This window comes from Pseudonocardia asaccharolytica DSM 44247 = NBRC 16224, assembly GCF_000423625.1.
Taxonomy (GTDB): Bacteria; Actinomycetota; Actinomycetes; order Mycobacteriales; family Pseudonocardiaceae; genus Pseudonocardia; species Pseudonocardia asaccharolytica.
In genome coordinates this window covers 14,045-37,045 of the sequence record NZ_AUII01000021.1, presented here as the reverse complement: position 1 = coordinate 37,045, position 23,001 = coordinate 14,045, and the positions used below count along the sequence as shown (strand labels likewise).

The window sequence follows — 23,001 nt, the reverse complement described above, 5'->3', positions numbered from 1 at the left end:
CGAGGAGCGACCGTGACCAGCACACCCATCGCCGACCACGCCCTGCTCTCCGACCGGCATACCGCCGCGCTGGTCAGCCGCACCGGATCGATCGACTGGCTGTGCCTGCCGCGGTTCGACTCGCCGTCGGTCTTCACCCGGCTGCTCGACCCGGGTGCGGGCCACTGGTCGGTGCACCCATCGGACCCGGACGCCGACGTGCGCCGCCGCTACGTCGACGAGACGATGCTCCTCGAGACGACCTGGACCACTGCGACCGGCACGGTGGTGGTGGTCGACGCGCTGGCAACCGGCCCCGGCGAGGATCCGCATTCGCTCGGCGCGCACGCCCCGCGGCTGCACCAGGCCTACCAGGGCCCGTGGCGCGAGCTCGTGCACCACAGCGGCCGGGTCCTGCAGGCGCTGTCCTACCAGCCGACCGGCGCCGTGGTGGCCGCCCCGACCACGTCACTGCCGGAGGATGCGGGCGGGGAACCCAACGGGACTACCGCTTCTCCTGGGTCCGCGACGCGAGCCTCACCCTGGAGGCGCTGTGGGTCGCGGCCTGCCCCGACGAGGCGCACCAGTTCTTCGACTACCTCGCCGCCAGCTCCGCAGGCGAGGTCCGCTCGGGCGCGGACCTGCAGATCATGTTCGGCGTCGGCGGCGAGCACGACCTGACCGAGCGGGAGCTTCCCCACCTCGTGGGCTGGCGCGACAGCCGTCCGGTCAGGGTCGGTAACGGCGCCTGGAACCAGCGGCAGATCGACGTCTACGGCGAACTGCTCGGCTCCGCACATCGCCTCGTCGCGCAGCTCAACCCCGACCATCCGGGAGCGGTGGCCTGGCGGGAGTTCCTCATCGCCTGCGCCGATGCCGCGGCCCGCCGCTGGCGGGAGACCGACCAGGGCATCTGGGAGGTGCGCGGCGAGCCGCGGCACTTCCTGTACTCCAAGCTGATGTGCTGGGTCGCGCTCGATCGGGCCATCGCGATGGCCGACACGCTCCCGGGCCGGCGACCGCACCACGGACTGGCATGCCGCCGCCGCGGAGATCCGCGAGGCGATCCTCACCCGGGGCTGGAGCGACATCGCCAAGTCCTTCACCCAGTCCTTCGGGTCATCGGACCTCGACGCGTCCAACCTGATGATCCCGATCGTCGGGTTCCTGCCCGCGGACGACCCGCGGGTGCTCGCCACGATCGACGCCGTGGCGGAGCGGCTGACCGATGCCCGCGGGCTGGTCTACCGGTATCGCACCGAGAGCGGCACCAACGCCGACGGCCTGGCCGGGGAGGAAGGCGCGTTCCTGCTCTGCACGTTCTGGCTCGCGCAGGCACTCGCCGTGTCGGGGCAGGTGTCGCGGGCCCGCGCGGTGTTCGAGCGGGCCATCCGCTACGTCAACGACGTCGGCCTGCTGGCCGAGGAGGCCGAGCCGGCCACCGGTGAGCTGCTCGGCAACTTCCCGCAGGCGTTCAGCCACATCGGCCTGGTCAACGCCGCCTGGGCGATCAGCCAGGCCGAGGCCGCACGGGCCGCTTCGGCAGGAACGCGGCCGGGACCAGGCACAGTACGGCGATCACCAGGGTCTAGGTGAACGTGGAGGCGAACGCGTCCGCGCCGGCGGCCGCGGCCGGCTGGCCCTGGCTGGTCGGCACGCCGAGCTTCCGAAATGGTGGTCACGGGCCGGTGTCCTTTTGAGTCAATGGAGTTTTGGCGTTTCTTGCGCGCCGCGGCATCGGCAGGTCATGGACGCTTACGAGCTCGAAGGACCGAATCATGCAGTGTGCTCTCGTGGCCGTGCGGGCCGGTGGCCTGCCGGGGCCGGGACTCGGCGACGACGATGGCCCACCGGTCGGGGTCGAGGCCGGCCGCGGCCTCCTCGGCGGTGAAGCACGCCTCGTGGGGTGGGGCGTGCCCGTCGGTGGTCGGCGGATCCGCTGGGTGGTGGCCGACGACGAGCAGCGTGCCGCCCGGCGCGACCGCGGCCGCCAGCCGGCGCAGCAGCGCCTCGGGCGCTGCCGCCGGGTGCACGTAGTGGGTGGAGACCAGGTCGAAGTGTTCCTCGGCCGGAGCCCAGGTGGTCAGGTCGGCCTGTACCCAGTCGATCCGGCTCGTGATGTCGGCGCCGAGGGTTTCGGCGTGCTCGTGTGCGCGGCGCAGCGCGGTGGTGGCGATGTCCACCGCCGTCACCCGCCATCCGCGCGAGGCCAGCCAGATGGCGTCGGCCCCGTGGCCGCAGCCGGCGTCCAGTGCCGTGCCGGGTGCGAGATCGCCGGCCTCGACCACCAGCTGCGGGTTGGGTCCCCTGCCGTGGACCGCGGCGGCGTGGTCGCGGCAGACCTGCTCCCAACGCTGTTCCCAGTACGCCTTGCTGAATTCTTCGGACACGACGGTTCCTTTCCGTGGTTCTAGAGGCCGTGGCGACGGTTGCCGATCACCAGTTCGCCGACACGCGCTTCCGACTCGGCCGACAACGGGTCCCGGTAGGCGGCGACCGCCTGGCGGGTGTCCTCGGCGACCAGGTCGGCGTTGATCTGGGCCGCCGCGGTCGCGCCCGCCGCCGCGGCGGTACCGACCTGGGCGGCCAGGTCGGTGACGTTGCCCGCGACCCACACCTCGGGCACCTCGGTGCGGCCGGTCGCGTCGGCAGGGATGTGCTCACCGAGCCCCGAGGGGTGTTCCGCCGGCGCCAGCCCGAGCGCGGCCAGGAAACCGGCGCGCGCCACCATCCGCGGCGGGACCGCCAGCGCCTCGCGGGTCACCACCGTGCCGTCGGTCAGCCGCACGCCGGCCAGGCGGTCCTCGATGATCTCCAGGGCAGCCACCTCGCCGTCCATCACCCCGATGCCGCGGGCGGCCAGCTGCTCGGCCTGCTCGCCGGTCGGCGGCGGCATGGTGTGGGTGAAGAACGTGACGTCGGCGCTCCACTGCCGGAACAGCAACGCCCCGTGCACCGCCAGCGGCCCGGTGGCCAACACTCCGATGGCCCGGTCGCGGACCTCCCAGCCGTGGCAGTACGGGCAGTGCAGCACGTCCCGGCCCCACCGGTCCCGCAGCCCCGGGATCTCCGGCAGCTCGTCGACCAGTCCGGTGGCCACCAGCAGCCGGCGCGCCCGGACCGTCCGGCCGTCGGCCAGCGTCACCGCGAAGCCCGTCCCATCAGTACCGTCCTCGCGTGCCACGCCGGCCACCTCGCCGGTCACCACGCGGCCGCCGTAGCCGCGGACCTCGGCGCGGCCCCGCTCGAGCAGCTCCGTCGGCGGGGTCCCGTCCAGGGCCAGCAGCCCGTGCACACCCGTGGCCGGGGCGTTGCGCGGGGCACCCGCATTGATCACCACCACCGACCGCCGCGCCCGGGCCAGCAGCAGCGCCCCGCTCAATCCCGCGGCGCCACCGCCGACCACCACCACGTCACAGCCGTCCCCCAGCCGATCGGTCACCACGATCACCTCCACGGCGACCATGCGCCGACCCCGGGCATATCTGCAAACCTTATTGCTGATCTGGCAAACTAAGGGCATGGACGACATCGACCAGGCGCTCGACGCGGTCGGCCCCCGGCTGCGCGCGCTGCGCCGGCGGCGCGGGACCACGCTGGCCGACCTGTCGGGGGCCACCGGCATCTCGGTGAGCACCCTGTCCCGGCTGGAGTCCGGCACCCGCCGGCCGACCCTCGAGCAACTGCTCCCCCTGGCCAGAGCGCACGGCGTCACGCTCGACGAGCTCGTCGACGCCCCACCCACCGGCGACCCGCGCATCCACCTGCGCCCTGTCGCCTGTCCCGGCGGGATGATCGTCCTGCCCCTCACCCGGCGCCCCGGCGGCGTCCAGGCCTACAAGTTCGTGATCCCGGCCAGCCTCCACCCGATAGAACCCGACCCGCAGACCCACGAGGGCTACGAATGGCTCTATGTCCTCGACGGACGGCTGCGGCTCGTCCTCGGTGAACACGATCTGGAGCTCTCGCCCGGCGAAGCCGCCGAGTTCGACACCCACGTACCGCACTGGTTCGGCGCCGCAGGCACCGAACCGGTCGAGTTCCTCAGCCTCTTCGGCAAACAGGGCGAACGCGCACACCTCCGCGCCCGCCCCAGGACAAGACACCCACTCGAACGATCCGACCAGCGCAGAACTGTCGGGGGCCGCTGGTAGACCTCACACAGGTATCCCGACCAGACCCGGTCGGCCGGGTCGCGGCGACAGGGAGGCGCCTCGATGCAGGATGTCGTTGCGGGCGCGCTGTGCCGGGTGAGCACGGCGTGTCGCGGACGGGCGCCACCTCCCCGCCGTCCACGAACGAGCGATGCTGGGCCGTATCGGCGTGCCGGAGTTCGCGAATCCCACATCTTGTGGTTACATACGTGTCGTTCGGCCACAGGTTGTGGTTCGGCGGCCTCGCAGGAGGAGGAGGATCGTCGCCATGCGCTGCCCGTTCTGCCGTCATTCCGACTGTCGCGTCATCGACTCCCGCGAGGTCGACGACGGCAAGGCCACGCGGCGCCGCCGGTCCTGCGCGGAATGCGGCCGGCGGTTCACCACCGTCGAGGAGGCCGTGCTCGCGGTGGTGAAGCGCAGCGGCGTGACCGAGCCGTTCAGCCGGGAGAAGGTCGTGCGCGGTGTGCAACGGGCGTGCCAGGGACGTCCGGTCGGCGAGGATGCCCTGCAGCAGCTCGCGCACCGCGTCGAGGAGGCGGTGCGGGCGAGCGGGTCCGCCGAGATCCCGAGCCACGAGGTCGGGCTGGCCATCCTGGGGCCGTTGAAGGAACTCGACGAGGTCGCGTATCTGCGCTTCGCGAGCGTCTACCGGTCGTTCTCCTCCATCGAGGACTTCGAGAAGGAGATCGCCGATCTGCGCAGGCCGGTTGCCGGGGAAGCAACCGAGCTGCCGGGTCGGCCCCCGCGGGAGTGAACGACGCACAACTGAGCACGAGGGGCCAGCGCCGACCCCGGCCGGACACCGCCCGCTCGCGGCAGCGGCGGTGTGACAGCAGCATGTTCGGATGCAGGAGAGGGAGAGCATGACGGAGACCGTCGGGGCCGGATCGGCCTCGGGTAACGCAGCCTCGGACACGGCGAAGGGCAGGGCGGCGAAGGCCGGCGCCAAGAGCGAGGACAAGCGCAAGCGGCCCGCTGGGCTGACCGTCGAGCGCCTCCACACCAGCCCCGGGGTGCACCCGTACGACGAGGTGAACTGGGAACGTCGCGACGTCGTCATGACGAACTGGCGGGACGGCACGGTCAACTTCGAGCAGCGCGGCGTCGAGTTCCCCGACTTCTGGTCGGTCAACGCCACCAACATCGTCACCAGCAAGTACTTCCGCGGCGCGGTGGGCAGCCCGCAGCGCGAGTCGAGCCTGCGGCAGCTGATCGACCGGGTCGTCGGCACCTATCACCGCGCGGGTGTGGAGCACGGCTACTTCGCGACGGAGCAGGACGCCGAGATCTTCGCCCACGAGCTCACCTGGATGCTGCTGCACCAGGTGTTCAGTTTCAACTCGCCGGTGTGGTTCAACGTGGGGACGTTGAGCCCTCAACAAGTCTCGGCGTGTTTGACGTACGACTCGCTGGTCAGTACTCCCGCCGGGCTCGTCCCGATCGGCGAGCTCGTCGAGCGCGACGCGGTGGGTATGAAGGTCTTCGACGCCCAGGGGCTCACCTCGATCGTCGCGACCAAGGCCAACGGGGTGCGTGAGGTGATCCGGCTGCACACCAAGGCCGGGCATCAGCTCGACCTCACGCCGGACCACGTGGTCTGGAAGAGCACCGGAGCAGGTACCGGCAGTTGGGTCGAGGCCGGCACGCTTCAGCCCGGCGACCAGCTGGAATGGCACCGCACCCACTCATACGGCGAGTCGGCCATCGAGGTCGCCCAGCTTGCCGAGGCCTCGTTGGCCGGCTGGCTGCAGTCCGACGGGTTCGTCGGAAAGTACGAGCTGGGCGCCAACCGGTCGCTCACGATCGAGGCGATGACGGTGAACCCCGCCGAACACGCCTGGGTCACCGCTGCGATCGACGCGGTCTTCCCGCAGGTCCACCGCCACGAGCGCATGGTGGCGACGCAGAACGCGGCCCTCGACTGCCGACGAACCCGCCTGTATGGCGCCGAGCTCACCGCGTTCGTCGATCGCTGGCGGCTGCTGACCCGCGGCGTCGACACGACCGTGCCCGAGCACCTGTTCACCGCGCCGCTCCCGGTCGTGGCCTGCTATCTGCGCAGCCTGTTCCAGGCCGAGGGCTACGTCTCCCGTCGCGAGCGCTCCACGCTCCTGGCCATGGACATGATCAGCGAGAAGCTGATCCGGGGCGTGCAGTCCCTGCTCGGACGGTTCGGGATCTTCGCCCGCGTCCGCCGGAAGGCCGAGAAGTGCCCGGACCGGCACGACCTGTGGTGCATCCAGATCCAGAACGCCGGCGATCGCCGAATCTTCGCCGACGAGATCGGGTTCGTGGATCCCGTGAAGGAGGCAAGGCTCGAAGCGTCGTTCGACCTGCCAGGGCGGCCCGCACGGGAGGTGAAGCGGCTCCAGATCGCCTCGATCGAGCAGCTCGGCGAGCGGGAGGTCTTCGACATCCAGACCGAGTCGGGCGAGTTCCTCGCCGACGGCCTGCGCGTGCACAACTGCTTCATCCTCGCGGTCGACGACACGATGGAGTCGATCCTGAACTGGTACCGGGAGGAGGGGCTGATCTTCAAAGGCGGCTCCGGTGCCGGGCTGAACCTCTCGCGGATCCGCTCCTCGAAGGAACTGCTGTCCTCCGGCGGCACCGCGTCCGGCCCGGTGTCGTTCATGCGCGGCGCCGACGCCAGCGCGGGCACCATCAAGTCGGGCGGGGCCACCCGGCGCGCGGCCAAGATGGTCGTCCTCGACGTCGACCATCCCGATATCGAGGAGTTCGTCCAGACCAAGGCCAAGGAGGAGGCCAAGATCCGGGTGCTGCGCGACGCCGGGTTCGATATGGACCTCGGCGGCGCCGACATCACCTCGGTGCAGTACCAGAACGCGAACAACTCGGTCCGTGTCACCGACGAGTTCATGCGCGCGGTCGAGGAGGGTACCGAGTTCGGACTGCGGGCCCGCCTGACGGGCGAGGTCATCGAGCGGGTACCGGCTCGCAAACTGTTCCGCGGTATCGCCCAGGCGGCCTGGGAATGCGCTGATCCCGGAATCCAATACGACGACACGATCAACGACTGGCATACGTGCCCGGAGTCGGGGCGAATTACGGCGTCGAATCCGTGCTTCCCGGCCGATCAGCGAGTCTTGACCGACGCCGGCCTGGTACCGATCGGTGAGCTGGTCCGCCGTGCGGCGACCGGCGAAGCGTTCGCGGTGTACACCAGCGACGTCACCAACGAGGCGAACCCGGCGTCGGCGGTGGTGGCCACGCGGCCCACCCGCTACATGGTCACCGGTGTCAACGAGATCCTGGAGCTGCGGTTTCGCGACGGCAGCCGGCTGCGGTGCACACCGAACCACCGCATCTGGACCGCCAACAAGGGCTGGGTGCGCGCGGAGGACCTCACCGAGGACGACCGCGTCGTGCGATCGGTCGAACATGCACCACGGCCGCACGCCGGCGTCGCTCTGCCGTCGCTCGCGATCGACGCCGGGCGGATCGCGCGTGGCCGCCCGCTCGCCGAGGTGCCCGAGAAGTGGACACCCGAGCTGGCTGGATACCTCGGGTGGCTGGTGGGCGACGGCTGCCTGACCTCGGCGGGCTCGGTCACGATCTATGCGGGTGAGTGGGAAAGGGAATCGCTGCTCCCGCGGCACCGGGCGCTACTCGCACGGATCACGGGCGCGGAGGCCAAGCCGAGCGTGCAGTCGAATGGCACCGTGCAACTGCGCGCACTGCGTGGCCGGTTCGCGACTTTCCTGAGGATGCTCGGCGTGACTCTTGGACGGGCCGCGGCCAAGACCGTTCCGGAACCGCTGTTCGAAGCCCCGGAGGAAGCGGTTCGTGCGTTCCTGCGTGCGCTGTTCGACGCCGATGGATGTGTGGTAGATCAGGCGGCGAAGGGCACGCATTACGTCGGGCTCAGTAGCCGGTCGGAGGAGCTGCTCATCGGCGTGCAGGAACTTCTGGCGAGCCTGGGGATTCGGGCGCGGATCTACCGGACGGGCACCACCGACGTGACCTTCCGTTACGTTCGGAAGGACGGATCCGAGGCCACCTACGGCAGCGACGGCCCGGGTTACGACCTGCGGATCAGCGGGCGCCATATCGGCCGCTTCAGCGAGCACATCGGGTTCGACCATCCCGAGAAGGCCGAGCGGCTCGCCGACGTCCTGCGGCGGTACTCGTTCTACGACGTCGACGAGACCACCCGCCTCGCGATGCGCGTGTCCCGTGGTTTCGAGACGACCTACAACCTCACCGAGCCTCGCAACCATTCCTATGTCGTCAGCGGCATCGTGGTCGCAAACTGCTCCGAATACGTTCATCTGGACAATTCCAGCTGTAACCTGGCGTCGCTGAACCTGCTCAAGTTCCTCGACGACGGCGCGTTCGACGCGCAGCGGTTCGCGAAGGCCGTCGAGCTGGTCGTCACCGCGATGGACATCTCCATCTGTTTCGCCGACTTCCCGACCGAGCGGATCGCCGACACCACCCGCAAGTTCCGCCAGCTGGGCATCGGCTACGCCAACCTCGGCGCGCTGCTGATGGCCAGCGGGCACGCCTACGACTCGGAGGGCGGACGGTCGCTCGCCGCGTCGATCACCTCGCTGATGACCGGTGCGGCGTACAAGCGTTCGGCCGAGCTCGCCGGGGTGGTCGGGCCCTACGAGGGCTACGCCCGCAACGCGGAGGCGCACCAGCGGGTGATGCGCAAGCACGCCGCCGCGAACGACGACTACCGCACCCTGCCGGCCAGCACGCCCGTCCGGAAGCTCGCCACACTCACCTGGAAGGCATGCCTGGAGATCGGCGAGCGCAACGGCTGGCGCAACGCGCAGGCCTCGGTACTCGCACCGACCGGTTGTCTCACCGGCGACACGCTGGTGACGACGAGTCGTGGGCTCGCCCGTCTCGGCGAGATCGGCAACGTCTACGGCGACCGGTGGCAGGACCTCGACACGGAGGTGTCGACCGACGAGGGTCCGCGCCGCGCCACGAGGTTCTTCGTGAACGGCGAGGAACCGACCCGGAAGATCATCACCCAGGGCGGCTACACGATCCAGGGCACCCTGGCGCACCGGATCAAGGTCGTCGACCGGGCGACAGGGGAGTGGCGCTGGAAGCGGATGGCCGACGTCGCCGCCGAGGACATCGTGCCCATGCAGCTCGGCATTCTGGTCGGGGCGCCGCGGAACGTGCCGATGCCGGTGCTCGACCAGGCCTACTACACCGGCGAGCGCGGAGTCGTCGTCCCGGACACGATGAACGCCGAGCTGGCCGAGCTGGTCGGATATTTCATGGGTGACGGCAGCCTGCACGCCAAGGGGATCCGGCTCTGTGTGGCGGACGAGGACCTCGATGTCGTCGAGCGGCTCGCCGTCCTGAGCAAGGAACTCTTCGGGATCGAGCCGGTCATTCGTCCACAGCAGGGTTACCGCGAGGTGACCATGCAGTCCGTTCGTCTGGCCCGGTGGTGGCGGGCCGCGGGCTTCGCGAAGCGAGCACCCCGCGACGACCACGCCGGGAAGGGGTGGCGCCCACACGTGCCCTCCGCGGTCCTGGAGAGCAACGATCCGGCGGTCTATGCGGCCTTCCTCCGCGGGCTGTTCGAAGCCGACGGCACCGTGCTCGACGGCGTCCCGTCGGTGTCGACCGCATCGGCGACGTTCGCCGGGGAGGTCCGGACGCTGCTGCTGGCACTCGGAATGGTGACGACCACCCGGGAAACGGTCAGCGGATGGGGAGGCAGCCAGTACCAGGTTCGGCTGCGCAATCTCGACCACGCGCTGGTCTACGACGAGTGCGTGGGCTTCATCGGCGAACGCAAGGCGCGGCTGCTACCTGATCTCGAGCCCACCCAGAGCGGCAACCGCGACCGAATCGTGCTGCCCCGCGCTGTGTGGGAGGAATTGGCTCCGGTCGGGCACGAGCGGCGGAACCTCATCCTCGACGCCGTCCGACGCAGCGGTGGCGTGTCGCGTTCGACGGCGAGGCTCCTCCAGGCGGAGAGCCCTGATCCGCGTCTTGAGCATGCCCTCGGATATGCGTTCGAGACGGTGGCCGAGAACGCGGACGGGGGGGTCCGGCCCACCTACGATCTCTCCGTCCCGGACAACGTCACCTACGTGGCCGGCGGTTTCGTCAGCCACAACACGATCGGGCTGATGATGGACTGCGACACGACCGGCATCGAGCCGGACCTGGCGCTGGTCAAGTTCAAGAAGCTGGTCGGCGGCGGTTCGATGCAGATCGTCAATCAGACCGTGCCGCGCGCGCTGGCCGCACTCGGCTACCAGCCCGAGCAGGCCGAGGCGATCGTCGAGTACGTCGCCGAGCACGGCCACGTGATCGACGCCCCGGGCCTGCGCCCCGAGCACTACGAGGTGTTCGACTGCGCGATGGGCGAGCGTTCCATCGCCGCGATGGGGCACGTGCGAATGATGGCGGCGGTCCAGCCATTCCTTTCGGGGGCTATATCAAAGACCGTGAATATGCCGGAGGCAGCGAGCGTCGAGGACGTCGAGAAGATCTACCTCGAGGGCTGGCGGCTCGGCCTCAAGGCGCTCGCGATCTATCGCGACAACTGCAAGGTCGGCCAGCCGCTTTCGGCGGGCAAGGAGGCCCGCAAGGACGCCAAGGAGGAGGCCGCCGGGCCGGTGGAGGTGCGGCCGGTCAGGCGTCGGCTGCCCAAGAAGCGCCCGAGCGAGACCGTGTCGTTCACCGTCGGCGGTGCCGAGGGCTATCTGACCGCGGGCTCCTACCCCGACAACGGCCTCGGCGAGATCTTCGTGAAGCTCGGCAAACAGGGCTCGACGCTCTCCGGGGTGATGGACGCGTTCTCGATGTCGATCTCGGTCGGGCTGCAGTACGGCATCCCACTGGAGTTCTACGTCTCGAAGTTCTCCAACCTGCGCTTCGAGCCGGCCGGGATGACCGACGACCCGGACATCAGGATCGCGACGAGCGTGCTCGACTACCTGTTCCGCAGGCTCGCGCTCGACCATCTGCCCTACGAGAAGCGCGCCCAGCTGGGCATCTTTTCCGCGGAGGAACGCGCGGCGCAGATCGCGGACAATGACGCCGAGGTCGATCTGGAGGGTCTGCGCACCGGTGTCGACTCCAGCGGCGCGCCGCGGCCGACGGCGATGGCGACTCCGGCGCCGGTCGAGGTCGGCAGCTCCACCGAGCTGCTGGAACTGCGGCTGGGCAAGGCGGCCGACGCGCCGCTGTGCCTGACCTGCGGGACGAAGATGCGTCCGGCCGGTTCGTGCTACGTGTGCGAGGGCTGCGGCGCGACCAGCGGCTGCAGCTGAAAACGAGCGCTGTTGCACTAAGCGCCTATCCAGGAGTCGTGCGTGTAACTCGGCACGAGGTCGCCGGGCGGGGGGACGTTGACAGGGGCCTCGCCGGGGGTTGGATCGAGGCTGCTCGCATCGTCCGTCCACCGGCGAGGTCGTGGTCAGTATGCGCCCGCCCAGCGTGTTCGCCAACGGTCCGGGATCGGAGATCACGCGGCTGCGCGCCCTGTTGCGCGGCCGGTGGCGCCAGGCGCGGCGCGCGGTGATGGTGCTGCTGTCGCAGCACGGGATGGCGGCGGCCGAGATCGGGGCGCTGCTGGGGTGTCATCCGGTCACGGTGCGGCGCTGGGTCGGCCGGTTCAACGCCGAGGGGATCGCCGGCCTGGCCGACCGTCCCCGCTGTGGGCGGCCCCGCCTCGGCGGACCCGGCTCACCGAGCGGATCGCCGCGCTGCTGGCCCGCCCGGGGCCGTGGACCCTGCTGAGGGTCGTCACCCCGGGCCGCAACCGGCAGGTGACGGTGTTCGGGGCGTTGGAGGTGGGCACCGGGCGGTGGGTGTATCGGCTGGGCCGCCGGCACGCGGCCGGCTTCGTCGCCCTGCTGCACCTGCTGCACCTGCTGGTCCAGGCGGTCCCGCAGGCCCCGGCGATCGTGGTGATCTGCGACAACGACAGCATCCACCATGCCCGCGCGGTCACCGCCTTCCTGCGGGAGCATCCCCGGGTGGAGGTGCTGTACGGGGGCACGCTACAGCCCGCACGACAACCCGGTGGAGCGGATCTGGGCGGCGTTGAAGAACTTCGTGGCCAACACCGCCGTGGGCTGGCCGGGCCGCCGGAGACAGATCCACACCTTCTTCCGCGCCCGCTCACCCGACCAACTGTTGACCACCGCCGCGCCCTGGACCAGCCCCTGGCTGGCTGCCACCCGGTTACGAACAGAACTTCTGGAATGCCGCTTAGAGCGCCCGGCAAATGAGGGTCAGCGCAAGCGGCGGGTGGTGGGCCGGGTGGGCCAGCGGTAGAGGCTGCGGGCGCGGTTGATCAAGCGGCGGATCACGGTGAGCGCGGCGGCGAGGCAGAGGTAGAACTCGACGACGGTGGATGCAACACCTCGGCCGCTGGCAGTCTGGAGTCGCGTGACACGTCGACCAGCTCCGTCTAGTCTGTCTAGATAAGGGGTCGAGGAGGGTTGCGATGAACGGACACTGGCAGTTGCAGGAGGCCAAGCAGCGTTTCAGCGAGCTGATCAGGTCAGTCGAGACCGATGGTCCACAGTTCGTCACCAGGCACGGCGAGGAGGTCGCCGTGCTCATCGACATTGCCGAGTACCGGCGTCTCCGAGGTGGTGAAGAGGACTTCAAGGCGTTCCTGCGGTCCGCTCCTGACGTCGACCTGGAGATCTCTCGGTCGGCAGCGCCTGCGCGAGTTGTCGGCTTGGATGCGGGGGAATGAGCTTTCTGCTCGACACCAACATGGTGTCGGAAATCCGTAAGAAGGTGCCGAACGCCGGCGTTTCTGCCTGGTTCGCGTCGGTTCCCGCGAGCGAGTTGTTCCTGAGCGTGCTGGTTGTCGGCGAGATCAGGCAGGGTATCGAGCGGCTGGCTCGGCGGGACTTGGGCCAGGCCGAGACTTTCGAACGGTGGCTCGGACAGCTGGTCGACGTCTATAGCGACCGGATCGCCCCCGTCACCGCTGAGGTGGCCGAGGTTTGGGGGCGCCTCAACGTCCCTGACCCTTTACCGGTCGTTGATGGCCTATTGGCAGCAACCGCGCTGGTACATGGATGGACCCTGGTCACGCGGAACGTCAGGGATGTCGCCTCAACCGGTGTGCGCCCCTTGAATCCCTTCACCACGGAGGGCGTCCGGAGGAATAGCGCACGCCAGGAATAAGCGCACTGCGCCAGTAGCGCTCGGGCGAGGGCCGGTCAGGCGGCGTAGTCGGGGAGATCCGCGTCCGTGCCACCGAATTGGTACTCGAGACCAGCAGCCGTTGGATCATGCTGGTTTTGAGCATGGCGTTCCGCATCCGCAGTCCGGTTGCGGTGGCGGGTGCCAGGAACTTTCCCGGATTGGCGCCGCGCTGCCATTTTGCGGCGTACCCGCGTCGGCGCGAGGGCGATCGGCCCCAAGGAGATCGGCTGACTGGACCAGGCGGTCGTTGCGCTCGCCGGCACCGGTCTGACCGGAGCGGAGATGCTCGACGTTGCCGCAACACTCGCCGGTCGGGCCGCCGCCCGCCCTGGAACCTGACGGCGGCCCGCCGCCGGTCGCCCCGAGGCGCGGCCCTACTGTCACCAGCCGTGACCGCGCGTTTCCGGCTCGTTCCGGCTGCCTACGTCGTGCTGCGCCAAGACGATCAGATCCTGCTCCAGCTGCGTCAGGGCACCGGTTTCATGGACGGGCACTGGGCCACCGCGGCCGCGGGGCACCTCGAGGCCGAGGAGTCGGTGCTCGAGGCCGCCTGCCGGGAGGCGGCCGAGGAACTGGGCATCACAGTCAAGGCCGACGACCTCGTCCCGCTCACCGCGATGCACCGCACCCGGCGCACCGGCCGGTCAATCGACGAGCGCGTCGACTTCTTCTTCGAGTGCCGGCGCTGGAACGGGGAGCCGCGCCTGGTGGAGCCGGACAAGGCCGCCGAGCTGCGCTGGTTCCCGCTCGACGCGCTGCCCGACCCGGTGGTGCCGCACGAGCGGTCGGTGTTCGAGCGGCTCGCCTGTGGCGGCCTGCCCGCGGTGGTCACCTTCGGATTCGACTGATGGCCGCCCCACCCGCCGCGACGTACTGTCGGCGGGATGAGCAACACGGTCACCGATCCCGTCGTCGAGATGTGTGCGAGCGCGGCCACCGCGGGCCCGGTCCGCGACGTGCAGCCGGCCAAGACGGTCATGCTGGGGGAGAGCATGCAGGTGCGGCGCCTGCTGCCGAGCCTGCGCAGGCGGATGGTGGGCGCGTGGTGCTTCGTCGACCACTACGGTCCCGACGACATCGCCACCGAACCGGGGATGCAGGTCCCGCCGCATCCGCACGCCGGGCTGCAGACCGTCAGCTGGCTGCTGGAGGGGGAGGTCCATCACCGCGACAGCCTCGGCGGCGACCAGTTCCTCCGGCCCGGTGAGCTGGGGCTGATGACGGCGGGATCCGGGATCGCGCACGCGGAGCAGTCGCCCGACCCGCACGCGCCGCGATTGCACGGCGCCCAGCTGTGGATCGCGCTTCCCGACGCCGAGCGGGCGATCGCACCCCGCTTCGAGTACCACGCCGACCTGCCCGTGGTCACCGACCGGGGTCTGCGTGCCACCGTGCTGATCGGCGAGCTCGCCGGGGCGGCCTCACCGGGACGGGTGCACAGCCCGCTGGTCGGGATCGACCTCGAGCTCGCCTCGGGTGCCGACGTCCGGATCCCGATCGAGCCCGACTTCGAGCACGCCGCGCTCACCGTGTCCGGCGTGGCCGATATCAACGGCGAGCTCGCGCCGGGTGCATTGTGCTACCTGGGATGTGCGCGCTCCGAACTGCGGCTGCGCGCCGCGACCGACAGCCGGCTGCTGCTGCTCGGCGGGGTGCCGTTCGAGGAGCAGATCGTGATGTGGTGGAACTTCATCTGCCGCAGCGGCGAGGAGGTCGCCGAGGCGCGGGCGGCGTGGCAGGCCGAGCTGGCCGGCAGTGGCGAGGTACGGTTCGGCGCGGTCTCCGGCTATGACGGCCCGGCGCTGGCGGCTCCGGAGCTTCCGCCGACCCCGCTGCGACCCCGGGGGCGGGCCCGGTAGCGGGTCGTGACGGACGCCGCTGCGACCCACGTAGCGTGGTCATCGGGTAATCGGATCGAGGAGGTTGATCGTGACATCGCCGCAGGTCAGCTCCGACTACACCGCGCCCGGCTCCTTCGTCGACTCCGGCTCGTCGCAGGTCCGCGCGTTCGCCGCCCGGGTCGTCGGCGACGAGACCGACCCGCTCGCCCAGGCCGTGCTGCTGTTCGAGACCGTCCGCGACGAGATCTGGTATGACCCGTTCGGTCTCACCACCGATCCGGCGGCCTACCGGGCGAGCGCCGTCGCGACATCAGCGAGCAACTGGTGCGTGCCCAAGGCGGTGCTGCTCACCGCGGCCGCCCGGGCCGTCGGGATCCCGGCGCGGCTGGGCTTCGCCGATGTCCGCAACCACCTCAACACCCCGCGGCTGCGGCAGCGGATGGGTGGGGTCGACCTGTTCGTCTTCCACGGCTACACCGACCTGTTCCTCGGCGGCCGCTGGGTCAAGGCCACCCCGGCCTTCAACAGCGAACTGTGCGCGCGGTTCGGGGTCGCCCCGATCGCGTTCGACGGCCGCCGCGATGCCCTCATGCACGAGTACACCGGCGGCGGCGAGCAGTACATGGAGTACGTGCACGACCGCGGTACCTACACCGATCTTCCGCTGGAGGAGATCTTCGCGACGTTCCGTGCGCATTACGGGGACGCGATGTTCACCGGCGGGCCCACCGGTGGCTCCGACGCCTTCACCGCACCGGCCCGCGGCGGCCGATGAGGACGCGCCGGCGACAGGTCGTCGGTGGCCGACCTAGGGTGCGGAAATGGCCCCCATTCGCGTGACCGACGACGACCCCGACGGGGACTGGACCGTCTCCGGCGTTTTTCGCTGCGCGCCGGAGGTGTATCGGATCCCGCTACCGCTGCCGAACGACGGGCTGCGGGCGGTCAACGTCTACGCCATCGCCGACGACAGCGGCTGGACGCTCATCGACTCGGGATGGGCGATCGCGGCGGCGCGAGAACAGCTCGCGGCCGGGCTCGCCGCGCTGGGGGCCGGGCTCGGTGACGTCCACCGCTTCCTGATCACCCACGTGCATCGGGACCACTACACGCAGGCCGTGGTGCTGCGCCGCGAGTTCGGGGGGAAGGTCCTGCTCGGACGCGGCGAGCGGCAGGCCTTCGCGGAGATCAACCGGCCGGGTCGCCGGCAGGGCAGCACCGTGCACATCGAGCGGCTGCGCCGGGCCGGTGCCGCCGCGCTCGCCGAACAGGTCGCGGCGTACCAGGGGGAACCCGTGGACCTGTCCGTCTGGGCGGCCCCGGATGAGTGGATCGAGGACGGGGCGGTGATCGCGATCGGGGCGAATGCGTCCCAGCGGGGGCTCACCGCGATCGAGACGCCCGGGCATACCCGGGGGCATCTGGTGTTCGCCGACCCGGCGGGTGAGCTGTTGTTCGCCGGCGACCACGTGCTGCCGTCGATCACGCCGTCGATCGGCTTCGAACCGGTGCCGCCGCCCAGCCCGCTGGCCGACTTCCTGGTCTCGCTGCAGCTGATGCGCGATTGGCCGGACGCCGCCCTGCTGCCGGCGCACGGGCGGGTCGGACGGCGGGTGCACGAGCGGGTCGACGAGTTGCTCGCGCACCACGGCCAGCGCCTCGACGCCACGTTGAAGGCGGTCGCGGACGGCCGGACCACGGCGGCGGAGGTCGCCGCCGCGCTCCCCTGGACCCGCCGCGAGCGGGCGCTCGCCGAGCTGGACACGTTCAACGCGATGCTGGCGACCTTGGAGACCAGCGCGCATCTCGACGTGCTGGTCGAGCGGGGAGCCGTCGCCTGCGACGAGGTGGGCGGGGTCGCGCACTACTACCCGAAGTAACAATCTCGACACGAAATATGACCATCGTCTCGGGCCGGGGTATCGGCCCAGGTGGCCGCTCTTGCGTGGGCTGCAGCGAGCCGGCGCGACACACCCGCGACACGCCCACGCGAGTATTCGGGGCTGGCCGAGCGCCGTCGGATCGGGCAGAGTGATCACCGGCATCGACATCGCTACCCGTCACTCCGGGCCGGGGGACCCGGACATACAGCGCAGCTTCGGCGGCCGACGCGTTGCGAGGACGTAGGGGAAGACGTTCCTCGTCTTGAAGCGGAGGTCCTGTGAGCACACGCGGCGTGGTCTTCGTCCACTCGTCGCCGACTGCGGTGTGCCCGCATGTCGAGTGGGCGATCTCAGGCGTGCTGGGAAGTCGGGTCGCGCTCCAATGGACGCCGCAACCGGCAGCCCCCGGGCAGTTGCGCGCCGAGTGCACCTGGATGGGGCCCGCGGGCAGCGGTGGCGCGCTCGCCGGCGCGCTGCGCGCCTGGCCGATGCTGCGCTTCGAGGTCACCGAGGAGCCCAGCCACGGCGTCGACGGGGAGCGCTTCTGCCACGTTCCGGGCCTCGGCCTGTGGAGCGGGCGGACCAGCGCGAACGGCGACATCGTGGTGGCGGAGGACCAGCTGCGGGCGCTGGTGGCCGGGGTGCCGTCGAGCCAGCTGCCGGCACGGCTGCAGGAGTTGCTCGGATCGCCGTGGGACGCGGCCCTGGAGCCGTTCCGGCTGGCCGGCGACGGCGCCCCGGTGACCTGGCTGCACCAGGTTGGGTAGCCCCTGTGGCTGGACGCGCGTCCGCGTCAGGGCGGCCTGCGCGGCGGCGCGCCGTTCGACGTCGTACGAGGCGAGGAGCCCGGCCGGGGCCCGGCCGTGGACGGTGGCCGACGCCCGTCTCCGACGCACCTGTTGTCAACTCAGGCTGACAAGCGGAGGGCCGTCTTGTCAGCCTGAGTTGACGTGCAGTCCGGTGGCTCGGCGCCCGGGGTGACGGCCGGAACGCGGATGCGGATGCCGGTCAAGCATCCGCATCCGCGCAGGGCGTCAGGGACGGGTGAACACGAGCGACGCGTTGTGCCCGCCGAAGCCGAACGAGTTGTTCATCGCGGCGGACAGTTCGACCTTGCGGGGCTCGCCCGCGACGACGTCGAGGCTGACGCCGGGATCGAGGTCCTCGAGGTTCAGTGTCGCCGGGATGACGCCGTCGCGGACCGAGAGCATCGCGATGAGCCCCTCGACCGCCCCGGCGGCCCCGACCAGGTGCCCGAGCGCCGACTTCGGCGCGGTGAGCACCGGATGCTCGCCCAGCGCCTTGCGCACCGCCACGCTTTCGCCCACGTCGCCGACGACGGTGGAGGTCGCGTGGCAGTTGACGTGCCCGATATCCGACGGCTCCAGACCGGCACTGCGCACGGCCGCGGCCATGGCCCGGGTCTGCCCCGCACCCTCCGGATCGGGCCCGGTGATGTGGTAGGCGTCGGAGGTGAGCCCGATGCCGGCGAGCTTGCCGTGCACGGTGGCTCCGCGCGCGGCGGCGAAGTCGGCCCGCTCCAGCACCATGATCCCGGAGCCCTCGCCGAGCACGAAACCGTCGCGGCCGACGTCGAAGGGCCGGGAGGCCCGCTCCGGCTCGTCGTTGCGCCGGCTCAGGGTCCGGGCCTGCACGAAGCCGGCGACGGTGATCCCGGTGATGCATGCCTCCGCGCCGCCCGCTACGACCACGTCGACCTCGCCCGCGCGCAGCAGCCGCCACGCCCACGCGAGCGCCTCGGCGCCGGACGCGCACGCCGAGGCCGGTGCGTGCACCCCGCCACGGGCGCCGATCTCGAGACTCACCATCGCGGCCGGGCCGTTCGGCATCAGCATCGGGACGGTCAGCGGTGACACCTTGCGCAGCCCGTCGTTCTCCAGCAGGTCGTCCTGCGCGAGTAGGGTGACCGCGCCGCCGATGCCGGTGCCGATGACGACGGCGAGCCGTTCGGACTCCACCTCCGGCGATCCGGCATGCGCCCACGCCTCCCGTGCGGCGACGACCGCGACCTGCTCGCAGCGGTCCATCCGCCGGGCCTGCACGCGCGCGAGGATCTCGGTCGGTTCCACGGCGAGCTGCGCGGAGATCTTCACGGGCAGGTCGTACTTGCCGACCCACTCGCCCTGGGTCAGCCCGACCCCGGACTTGCCGGCGAGCAGCGCGTCCCAGGTCGACACGGCGTCCCCGCCCAGCGGGGTCGTCGCGCCGTACCCGGTGACGACGACGTCCGGAGGAGTGCTCATGGCCTCACCTCGGGCAGCGACCGCGATACCGTCACTTGTTCTTCGCGATGTAGCTCACCGCGTCGCCCACCGTCTTGAGCTCGGCGAGCTGGTCGTCGGGGATCTTCACACCAAACTTGTCCTCGGCCTGCACGGCGATCTCGACCATCGACAGCGAGTCGATGTCCAGGTCGTCGACGAACGACTTCTCCGTCGAGACGTCCGCGGCATCGATGCCCGCAACCTCTTCGACGATCTCGGCGAGGCCGGACAGGATCTCGGCGTTGTCAGCCACTGGGTTCTCCTTCTGGTGAAACTCGGGTCCGCCCGGCTACGGGCAGACGACGACCTGGCTCGCGTACGACAAGCCCGCGCCGAAGCCTACGAGCAGGAGGGTGTCTCCGGAGCAGACCCGCCCTTCGGCGCGCATGTGATCCAGCGCCAACGGGATCGACGCCGAGGAGGTGTTGCCGGAGTGCACGATGTCGTCGGCGACCCGCATGTCCTCGCGGGCGCCCTTGCTGCGCAGTCGTTTGGCGATCGAATCGACGATCCGCAGGTTGGCCTGGTGCGGAATCAGCACGTCGATATCGGCCGGGGTCAGCCCGGCCAGCTCGATGGCGCGCAACGCGACCGGGGCGATCTTCGTGGTGGCCCAGCGGAAGACGGCCTGGCCCTCCTGGAACAGCGCGTTGTTCTCGGTGCGGATCCGGATCATCTGGTTCAGGTCGCCCGCGCTGCCCCAGGCCACCGGCCCGATCCCGATCCGGTCGTCCGAGCCGGCGGCGCCGACCACCGCCGCACCGGCGCCGTCGGCGAAGATGATGCAGGTCGAGCGGTCCTGCCAGTCCAGCCAGTCCGACAGCTTCTCCGCCCCGATCACCAGGGCGTGCCGGGCCGAGCCCGCCCGGACGAGGTCCGAGGCGGTGCCCAGCGCGTAGCTGAACCCGGCGCAGGCGGCGTTGAGGTCGAAGGCGCCGGGGGCGCTGATGCCGATCCGGTCGGCGGTCTGGGCCGCGGCGTTGGGGATCGGGCTGGGCATGGTGCACGTCGCGACGATGACGGTGTCGATGTCGGACGGGGTCAGCCCGGCGTCCTTGAGCGCCCGGCCGCCCGCCTCGACGGCCATGTCGACGACCGTGGTGTCCGCATCGGCGATCCGGCGCTCAGCGATGCCGACGCGGTCGCGGATCCATTCGTCGCTGGTCTCGACGCGCTCGGCGAGATCGTCGTTGGTGACGATCGTGTTGGGCTGGCTGCTGCCGATGCCCAGGATGCGCGCGCCTGCGGCCCCGGAGGGGAGGGTCATCCGGCCGCTCATCGCGCCGCTCCGGCGTGCTGGGCGATCAGCTCGACAGCCTTGTCCAGGTCGTCTGGGGTCTTGAGAGCGAGCGTGGCGGTGCCCTTGAGCTCGCGTTTGACCAATCCGACCAGTGTGCCCGCCGGCGGTAGCTCGATCACCGCGGTCACCCCCATCTTCTGTAGCGTCGCCATGCATTCGTCCCAGCGAACCGGCCGGGTCACCTGAGCGACGAGCCGGTTGAGCGCGTCCTCGCCGCTGGTGACGACGGCGCCCTCGGCGTTCGAGAGTAGCGGCCGACCGGGATCGGCCGGTCGGACCGATACGGCATGGGCGCGCATCGCCTCCTCCGCCGGGGCCATGAAGCGGGTGTGGAACGCCCCGGCGACGGCCAGCGGGATCACCCTGGCCCGCTCGGGCGGGGCATCGGCCAGCGCCGCGAGCGCGGCGACCGGGCCTGCGGCCACGATCTGGCCTGCCCCGTTGCGGTTGGCCGGATCGAGGCCGAGCTCACCAAGCCTGGTGAGCACCTGTTCGGGGTTCCCGCCCAGCACCGCGCTCATGCCTGTCGGCTCGGCCGCGCAGGCGGCGGCCATCTCCCGCCCGCGGACCGCGGCCAGCGCGACGGCGGCATCGGGCGAGAGCACCCCGGCCACCGCGGCGGCGGCCAGCTCGCCCACCGAGTGGCCCGCGGTCGGGGCCGGGGCGGGCAGCTCGACGCGGGCGGCGAGCCGGGCGGCGGCCAGCAGCGCGGTGGCGACCACGAGCGGCTGGGTCACCGCAGTGTCCTTGATCTCCTCGGCGTCGGCCGTCGTGCCCAGTCGTCGCAGATCGAGCCCGGTGGTCTCGGACCAGGCGGCCAGTCCCGAGCCGGCCGAATCGGTCGCCGGGTCGTCCAACCAGGGGGTCAGCATGCCGGGGGTCTGGGAACCCTGACCCGGCGCGAGCAACGCGATCACGTCCGCGAGCAAACACTGCCGCGAGCCTCCGCGGGGATGACGCCACGCACGAACTCCGCGGTCTGCGTTTAGAGGTTCCCTCCAAACGGTGAACGGTGGCACCTGGGACTCGCCGTGCGCGGCGATGGCGGTTTGTAGGGTTCTGCCGCAGCTCAGCGGCTTTCCGGAGGCTCATCGGAGCCGCCCGCGGACTGCAGCCGGCCGACGACGAGCGCGGTCCGCAGCACCAGTGAATCGCGCGGATCCATGGGGGAACGGCCCGTGAGTTCACTCACTCGACGTAGCCGGTAGCGCACGGTGTTGGGGTGGACGAACAGCGCGCGAGCGCACGCCTCAAGGGCCGCGCCGCCTTCGAGATAGGCCGCGAGGGTGCGCAGCAGCTCGCCGCCCGCCTCGGTCAGGGGTGTCACGACGGCCTCGACGAGCCTGCGGTGCGCGGCCGGATCACCCGACATCGCCCGTTCGGGGAGCAGATCTTCGGCGTCCACCGGCCGCGGTGCCTGCGGCCAGCCCGCGACCGCGCGCAGCCCGGCCAGCGCGTCCCGGGCACTCGCGTACGCCGTGGTCAGGTCGGATGCAACCGGCCCGACGACGATGGGCCCCGGCCCGAAGTCCTCGGCGATCCGGCCGATCGGGTCGGTGTCCGCGCCACCGCCGGGCTGTTCTGACAGCAGGACGATCAGCCGGCTGCCCTGCGCTCCGACCAGTACCGAGCGTCCCATCCGGACGGCGCTGCGGCGCAGCTCGCCGAGGCGCTCGGGCGGGTTGTCCCGCGGCGGCGCGCCGACCAGCACGCGCACCGCCGTCGAGGGGTTCCAGCCCAGTGCCGATGCCCGGGAGACGAGCTCGTCGCCGCCGTCGCCGCGCACCACGCCGTCGACGACCAGGGCCTCCAGCCGCGCGTCCCAGGCGCCGCGGTCCTCGGCGGCGCCCGCGTAGGCGGTGGCCGCGGCGAACGCGACCTCCCGGCCGAACCGCAGCACCGCCTCCGAGAGCGCCTGGAACTCGCTCCCGTCCGCGGCGAGCGGTGGCATCCGCTGCTCCAGCACGTCGGTGGCGATCCGGACGAGCTCGACGGTCTGGCACAGGGTGAGCTGCCGGGCCAGACCGCGGGGGGCGATCCGGAAGGCCTCGGCGGTGAGCCGGGTCGTCCCGGTCGCGGTCCCCGCGGTGTGATTGCCCTGACCGAGCCACGCCACGAAGTTCGCAACGCCGGTCTGGGTCACCAGCTGCACGCCCGCGCGCTGGTCCGCGGGCAACCGCGCGAACCACGGCTGCCGCGTCACCATCGCCGCCAGACAGGCGCCGGCAACCTCCCCCGCGGCCCGTTCGAGACGGCGCAGGGTGGCCGCGGATACCGTGGTGGGAGCCGGCCGTGGCCGGACACCGGATGCGGTCACACCGGGCAGCATGTCATGGAGGCGGGGACCGGCCCGGACGGCAGTATCTGCCGCCCGGG

General features: G+C 71.0%; 17 protein-coding genes and 7 pseudogenes. 16 read left to right on the top strand and 8 right to left on the bottom strand.

The features are described 5' to 3' along the window. Positions 1–12 precede the first annotated feature (12 nt). The 3 genes and pseudogenes from G567_RS36310 to G567_RS36700 all read left to right on the top strand — a co-directional run. Positions 13–246 (top strand): annotated as a pseudogene (locus G567_RS36310) (trehalase-like domain-containing protein); the annotation flags it as partial. Positions 247–359: 113 nt separating this feature from the next. Then, positions 360–929, top strand: a pseudogene (locus G567_RS36705) (glycoside hydrolase family 15 protein); the annotation flags it as partial. Between the two features lie 28 nt (positions 930–957). Further along, positions 958–1,575, top strand: a complete 618-nt coding sequence (locus G567_RS36700; protein ID WP_261763835.1) for a glycoside hydrolase family 15 protein — start codon at positions 958–960, stop codon at positions 1,573–1,575. Positions 1,576–1,724: 149 nt separating this feature from the next. Here the strand turns inward: G567_RS36700 and G567_RS0118380 are convergent, their stop codons facing one another. Together G567_RS0118380 and G567_RS0118375 are read right to left on the bottom strand one after the other, a co-directional pair. Further along, positions 1,725–2,369: a class I SAM-dependent methyltransferase gene (locus G567_RS0118380; RefSeq protein WP_028931139.1), complete on the bottom strand. Its 645-nt coding sequence runs from the start codon at positions 2,367–2,369 to the stop codon at positions 1,725–1,727. Between the two features lie 20 nt (positions 2,370–2,389). After that, positions 2,390–3,445: an NAD(P)/FAD-dependent oxidoreductase gene (locus G567_RS0118375; RefSeq protein ID WP_245585696.1), complete on the bottom strand. Its 1,056-nt coding sequence runs from the start codon at positions 3,443–3,445 to the stop codon at positions 2,390–2,392. A 55-nt stretch (positions 3,446–3,500) separates the two neighbouring features. On the opposite strand from G567_RS0118375, the gene G567_RS0118370 reads away from it, so the two are divergent. The 6 genes and pseudogenes from G567_RS0118370 to G567_RS37260 all read left to right on the top strand — a co-directional run bounded on the left by G567_RS0118370 (position 3,501) and on the right by G567_RS37260 (position 12,363). Next, a complete protein-coding gene (locus G567_RS0118370; RefSeq protein WP_037057638.1) occupies positions 3,501–4,133 on the top strand; it encodes a helix-turn-helix domain-containing protein in 633 nt (210 codons plus the stop codon). Between the two features lie 268 nt (positions 4,134–4,401). Further along, complete coding sequence (nrdR, locus tag G567_RS0118365) at positions 4,402–4,890, top strand: transcriptional regulator NrdR (protein WP_028931136.1); 489 nt, start codon at positions 4,402–4,404, stop codon at positions 4,888–4,890. 109 nt (positions 4,891–4,999) lie between these two features. Continuing rightward, positions 5,000–8,908, top strand: a pseudogene (locus G567_RS36920) (LAGLIDADG family homing endonuclease); the annotation flags it as partial. A 321-nt stretch (positions 8,909–9,229) separates the two neighbouring features. Beyond that, a pseudogene (locus G567_RS36915) lies at positions 9,230–10,228 on the top strand (LAGLIDADG family homing endonuclease); the annotation flags it as partial. A gap of 27 nt (positions 10,229–10,255) precedes the next feature. Next, positions 10,256–11,416 (top strand): annotated as a pseudogene (locus G567_RS36910) (TSCPD domain-containing protein); the annotation flags it as partial. A 151-nt stretch (positions 11,417–11,567) separates the two neighbouring features. Next, positions 11,568–12,363, top strand: a pseudogene (locus G567_RS37260) (helix-turn-helix domain-containing protein). A gap of 19 nt (positions 12,364–12,382) precedes the next feature. On the opposite strand, the pseudogene G567_RS34375 reads toward G567_RS37260, so the two are convergent. Next, a pseudogene (locus G567_RS34375) lies at positions 12,383–12,505 on the bottom strand (IS5/IS1182 family transposase); the annotation flags it as partial. A gap of 92 nt (positions 12,506–12,597) precedes the next feature. Here G567_RS34375 and G567_RS0118345 point away from each other — a divergent pair. The 7 genes from G567_RS0118345 to G567_RS0118315 all read left to right on the top strand — a co-directional run bounded on the left by G567_RS0118345 (position 12,598) and on the right by G567_RS0118315 (position 17,807). After that, positions 12,598–12,855, top strand: coding sequence for a type II toxin-antitoxin system Phd/YefM family antitoxin (locus G567_RS0118345; RefSeq protein ID WP_028931133.1), 258 nt, complete (start codon positions 12,598–12,600; stop codon positions 12,853–12,855). Next, positions 12,852–13,295 (top strand): type II toxin-antitoxin system VapC family toxin, encoded by a 444-nt coding sequence (locus G567_RS0118340; RefSeq protein WP_028931132.1) that lies wholly within the window; start codon positions 12,852–12,854, stop codon positions 13,293–13,295. Before G567_RS0118345 ends, G567_RS0118340 begins: the two co-directional genes overlap by 4 nt. A gap of 410 nt (positions 13,296–13,705) precedes the next feature. Next, the gene (locus G567_RS0118335; RefSeq protein WP_028931131.1) at positions 13,706–14,164 is read left to right on the top strand and encodes an NUDIX domain-containing protein; all 459 of its coding nucleotides are present in this window, start codon (positions 13,706–13,708) and stop codon (positions 14,162–14,164) included. Between the two features lie 36 nt (positions 14,165–14,200). Further along, positions 14,201–15,175: a pirin family protein gene (locus G567_RS0118330; protein ID WP_028931130.1), complete on the top strand. Its 975-nt coding sequence runs from the start codon at positions 14,201–14,203 to the stop codon at positions 15,173–15,175. A 70-nt stretch (positions 15,176–15,245) separates the two neighbouring features. Continuing rightward, positions 15,246–15,932, top strand: a complete 687-nt coding sequence (locus G567_RS0118325; RefSeq protein ID WP_084796234.1) for a transglutaminase-like domain-containing protein — start codon at positions 15,246–15,248, stop codon at positions 15,930–15,932. 46 nt (positions 15,933–15,978) lie between these two features. After that, positions 15,979–17,037 carry an MBL fold metallo-hydrolase gene (locus tag G567_RS0118320; RefSeq protein ID WP_028931128.1) on the top strand — a complete coding sequence of 353 codons (1,059 nt, stop codon included), beginning with the start codon at positions 15,979–15,981 and terminating at the stop codon, positions 17,035–17,037. A 281-nt stretch (positions 17,038–17,318) separates the two neighbouring features. Further along, positions 17,319–17,807 carry a DUF3145 domain-containing protein gene (locus G567_RS0118315; RefSeq protein ID WP_028931127.1) on the top strand — a complete coding sequence of 163 codons (489 nt, stop codon included), beginning with the start codon at positions 17,319–17,321 and terminating at the stop codon, positions 17,805–17,807. 267 nt (positions 17,808–18,074) lie between these two features. Here G567_RS0118315 and G567_RS0118310 read toward each other — a convergent pair whose 3' ends face one another. From G567_RS0118310 to G567_RS0118290, 5 genes are all read right to left on the bottom strand, one after another. Further along, positions 18,075–19,304 carry a beta-ketoacyl-[acyl-carrier-protein] synthase family protein gene (locus G567_RS0118310; RefSeq protein ID WP_028931126.1) on the bottom strand — a complete coding sequence of 410 codons (1,230 nt, stop codon included), beginning with the start codon at positions 19,302–19,304 and terminating at the stop codon, positions 18,075–18,077. A 31-nt stretch (positions 19,305–19,335) separates the two neighbouring features. Continuing rightward, positions 19,336–19,578 carry an acyl carrier protein gene (locus G567_RS0118305; protein WP_028931125.1) on the bottom strand — a complete coding sequence of 81 codons (243 nt, stop codon included), beginning with the start codon at positions 19,576–19,578 and terminating at the stop codon, positions 19,336–19,338. Positions 19,579–19,614: 36 nt separating this feature from the next. Beyond that, the gene (locus G567_RS0118300) at positions 19,615–20,604 is read right to left on the bottom strand and encodes a beta-ketoacyl-ACP synthase III (RefSeq protein ID WP_028931124.1); all 990 of its coding nucleotides are present in this window, start codon (positions 20,602–20,604) and stop codon (positions 19,615–19,617) included. Beyond that, positions 20,601–21,542 (bottom strand): ACP S-malonyltransferase, encoded by a 942-nt coding sequence (locus G567_RS0118295; RefSeq protein ID WP_028931123.1) that lies wholly within the window; start codon positions 21,540–21,542, stop codon positions 20,601–20,603. Before G567_RS0118295 ends, G567_RS0118300 begins: the two co-directional genes overlap by 4 nt. A 152-nt stretch (positions 21,543–21,694) precedes the next feature. Beyond that, entirely contained in the window at positions 21,695–22,942 is a 1,248-nt protein-coding gene (locus G567_RS0118290) for a PucR family transcriptional regulator (protein ID WP_028931122.1), read from the bottom strand. Positions 22,943–23,001 lie beyond the last annotated feature (59 nt).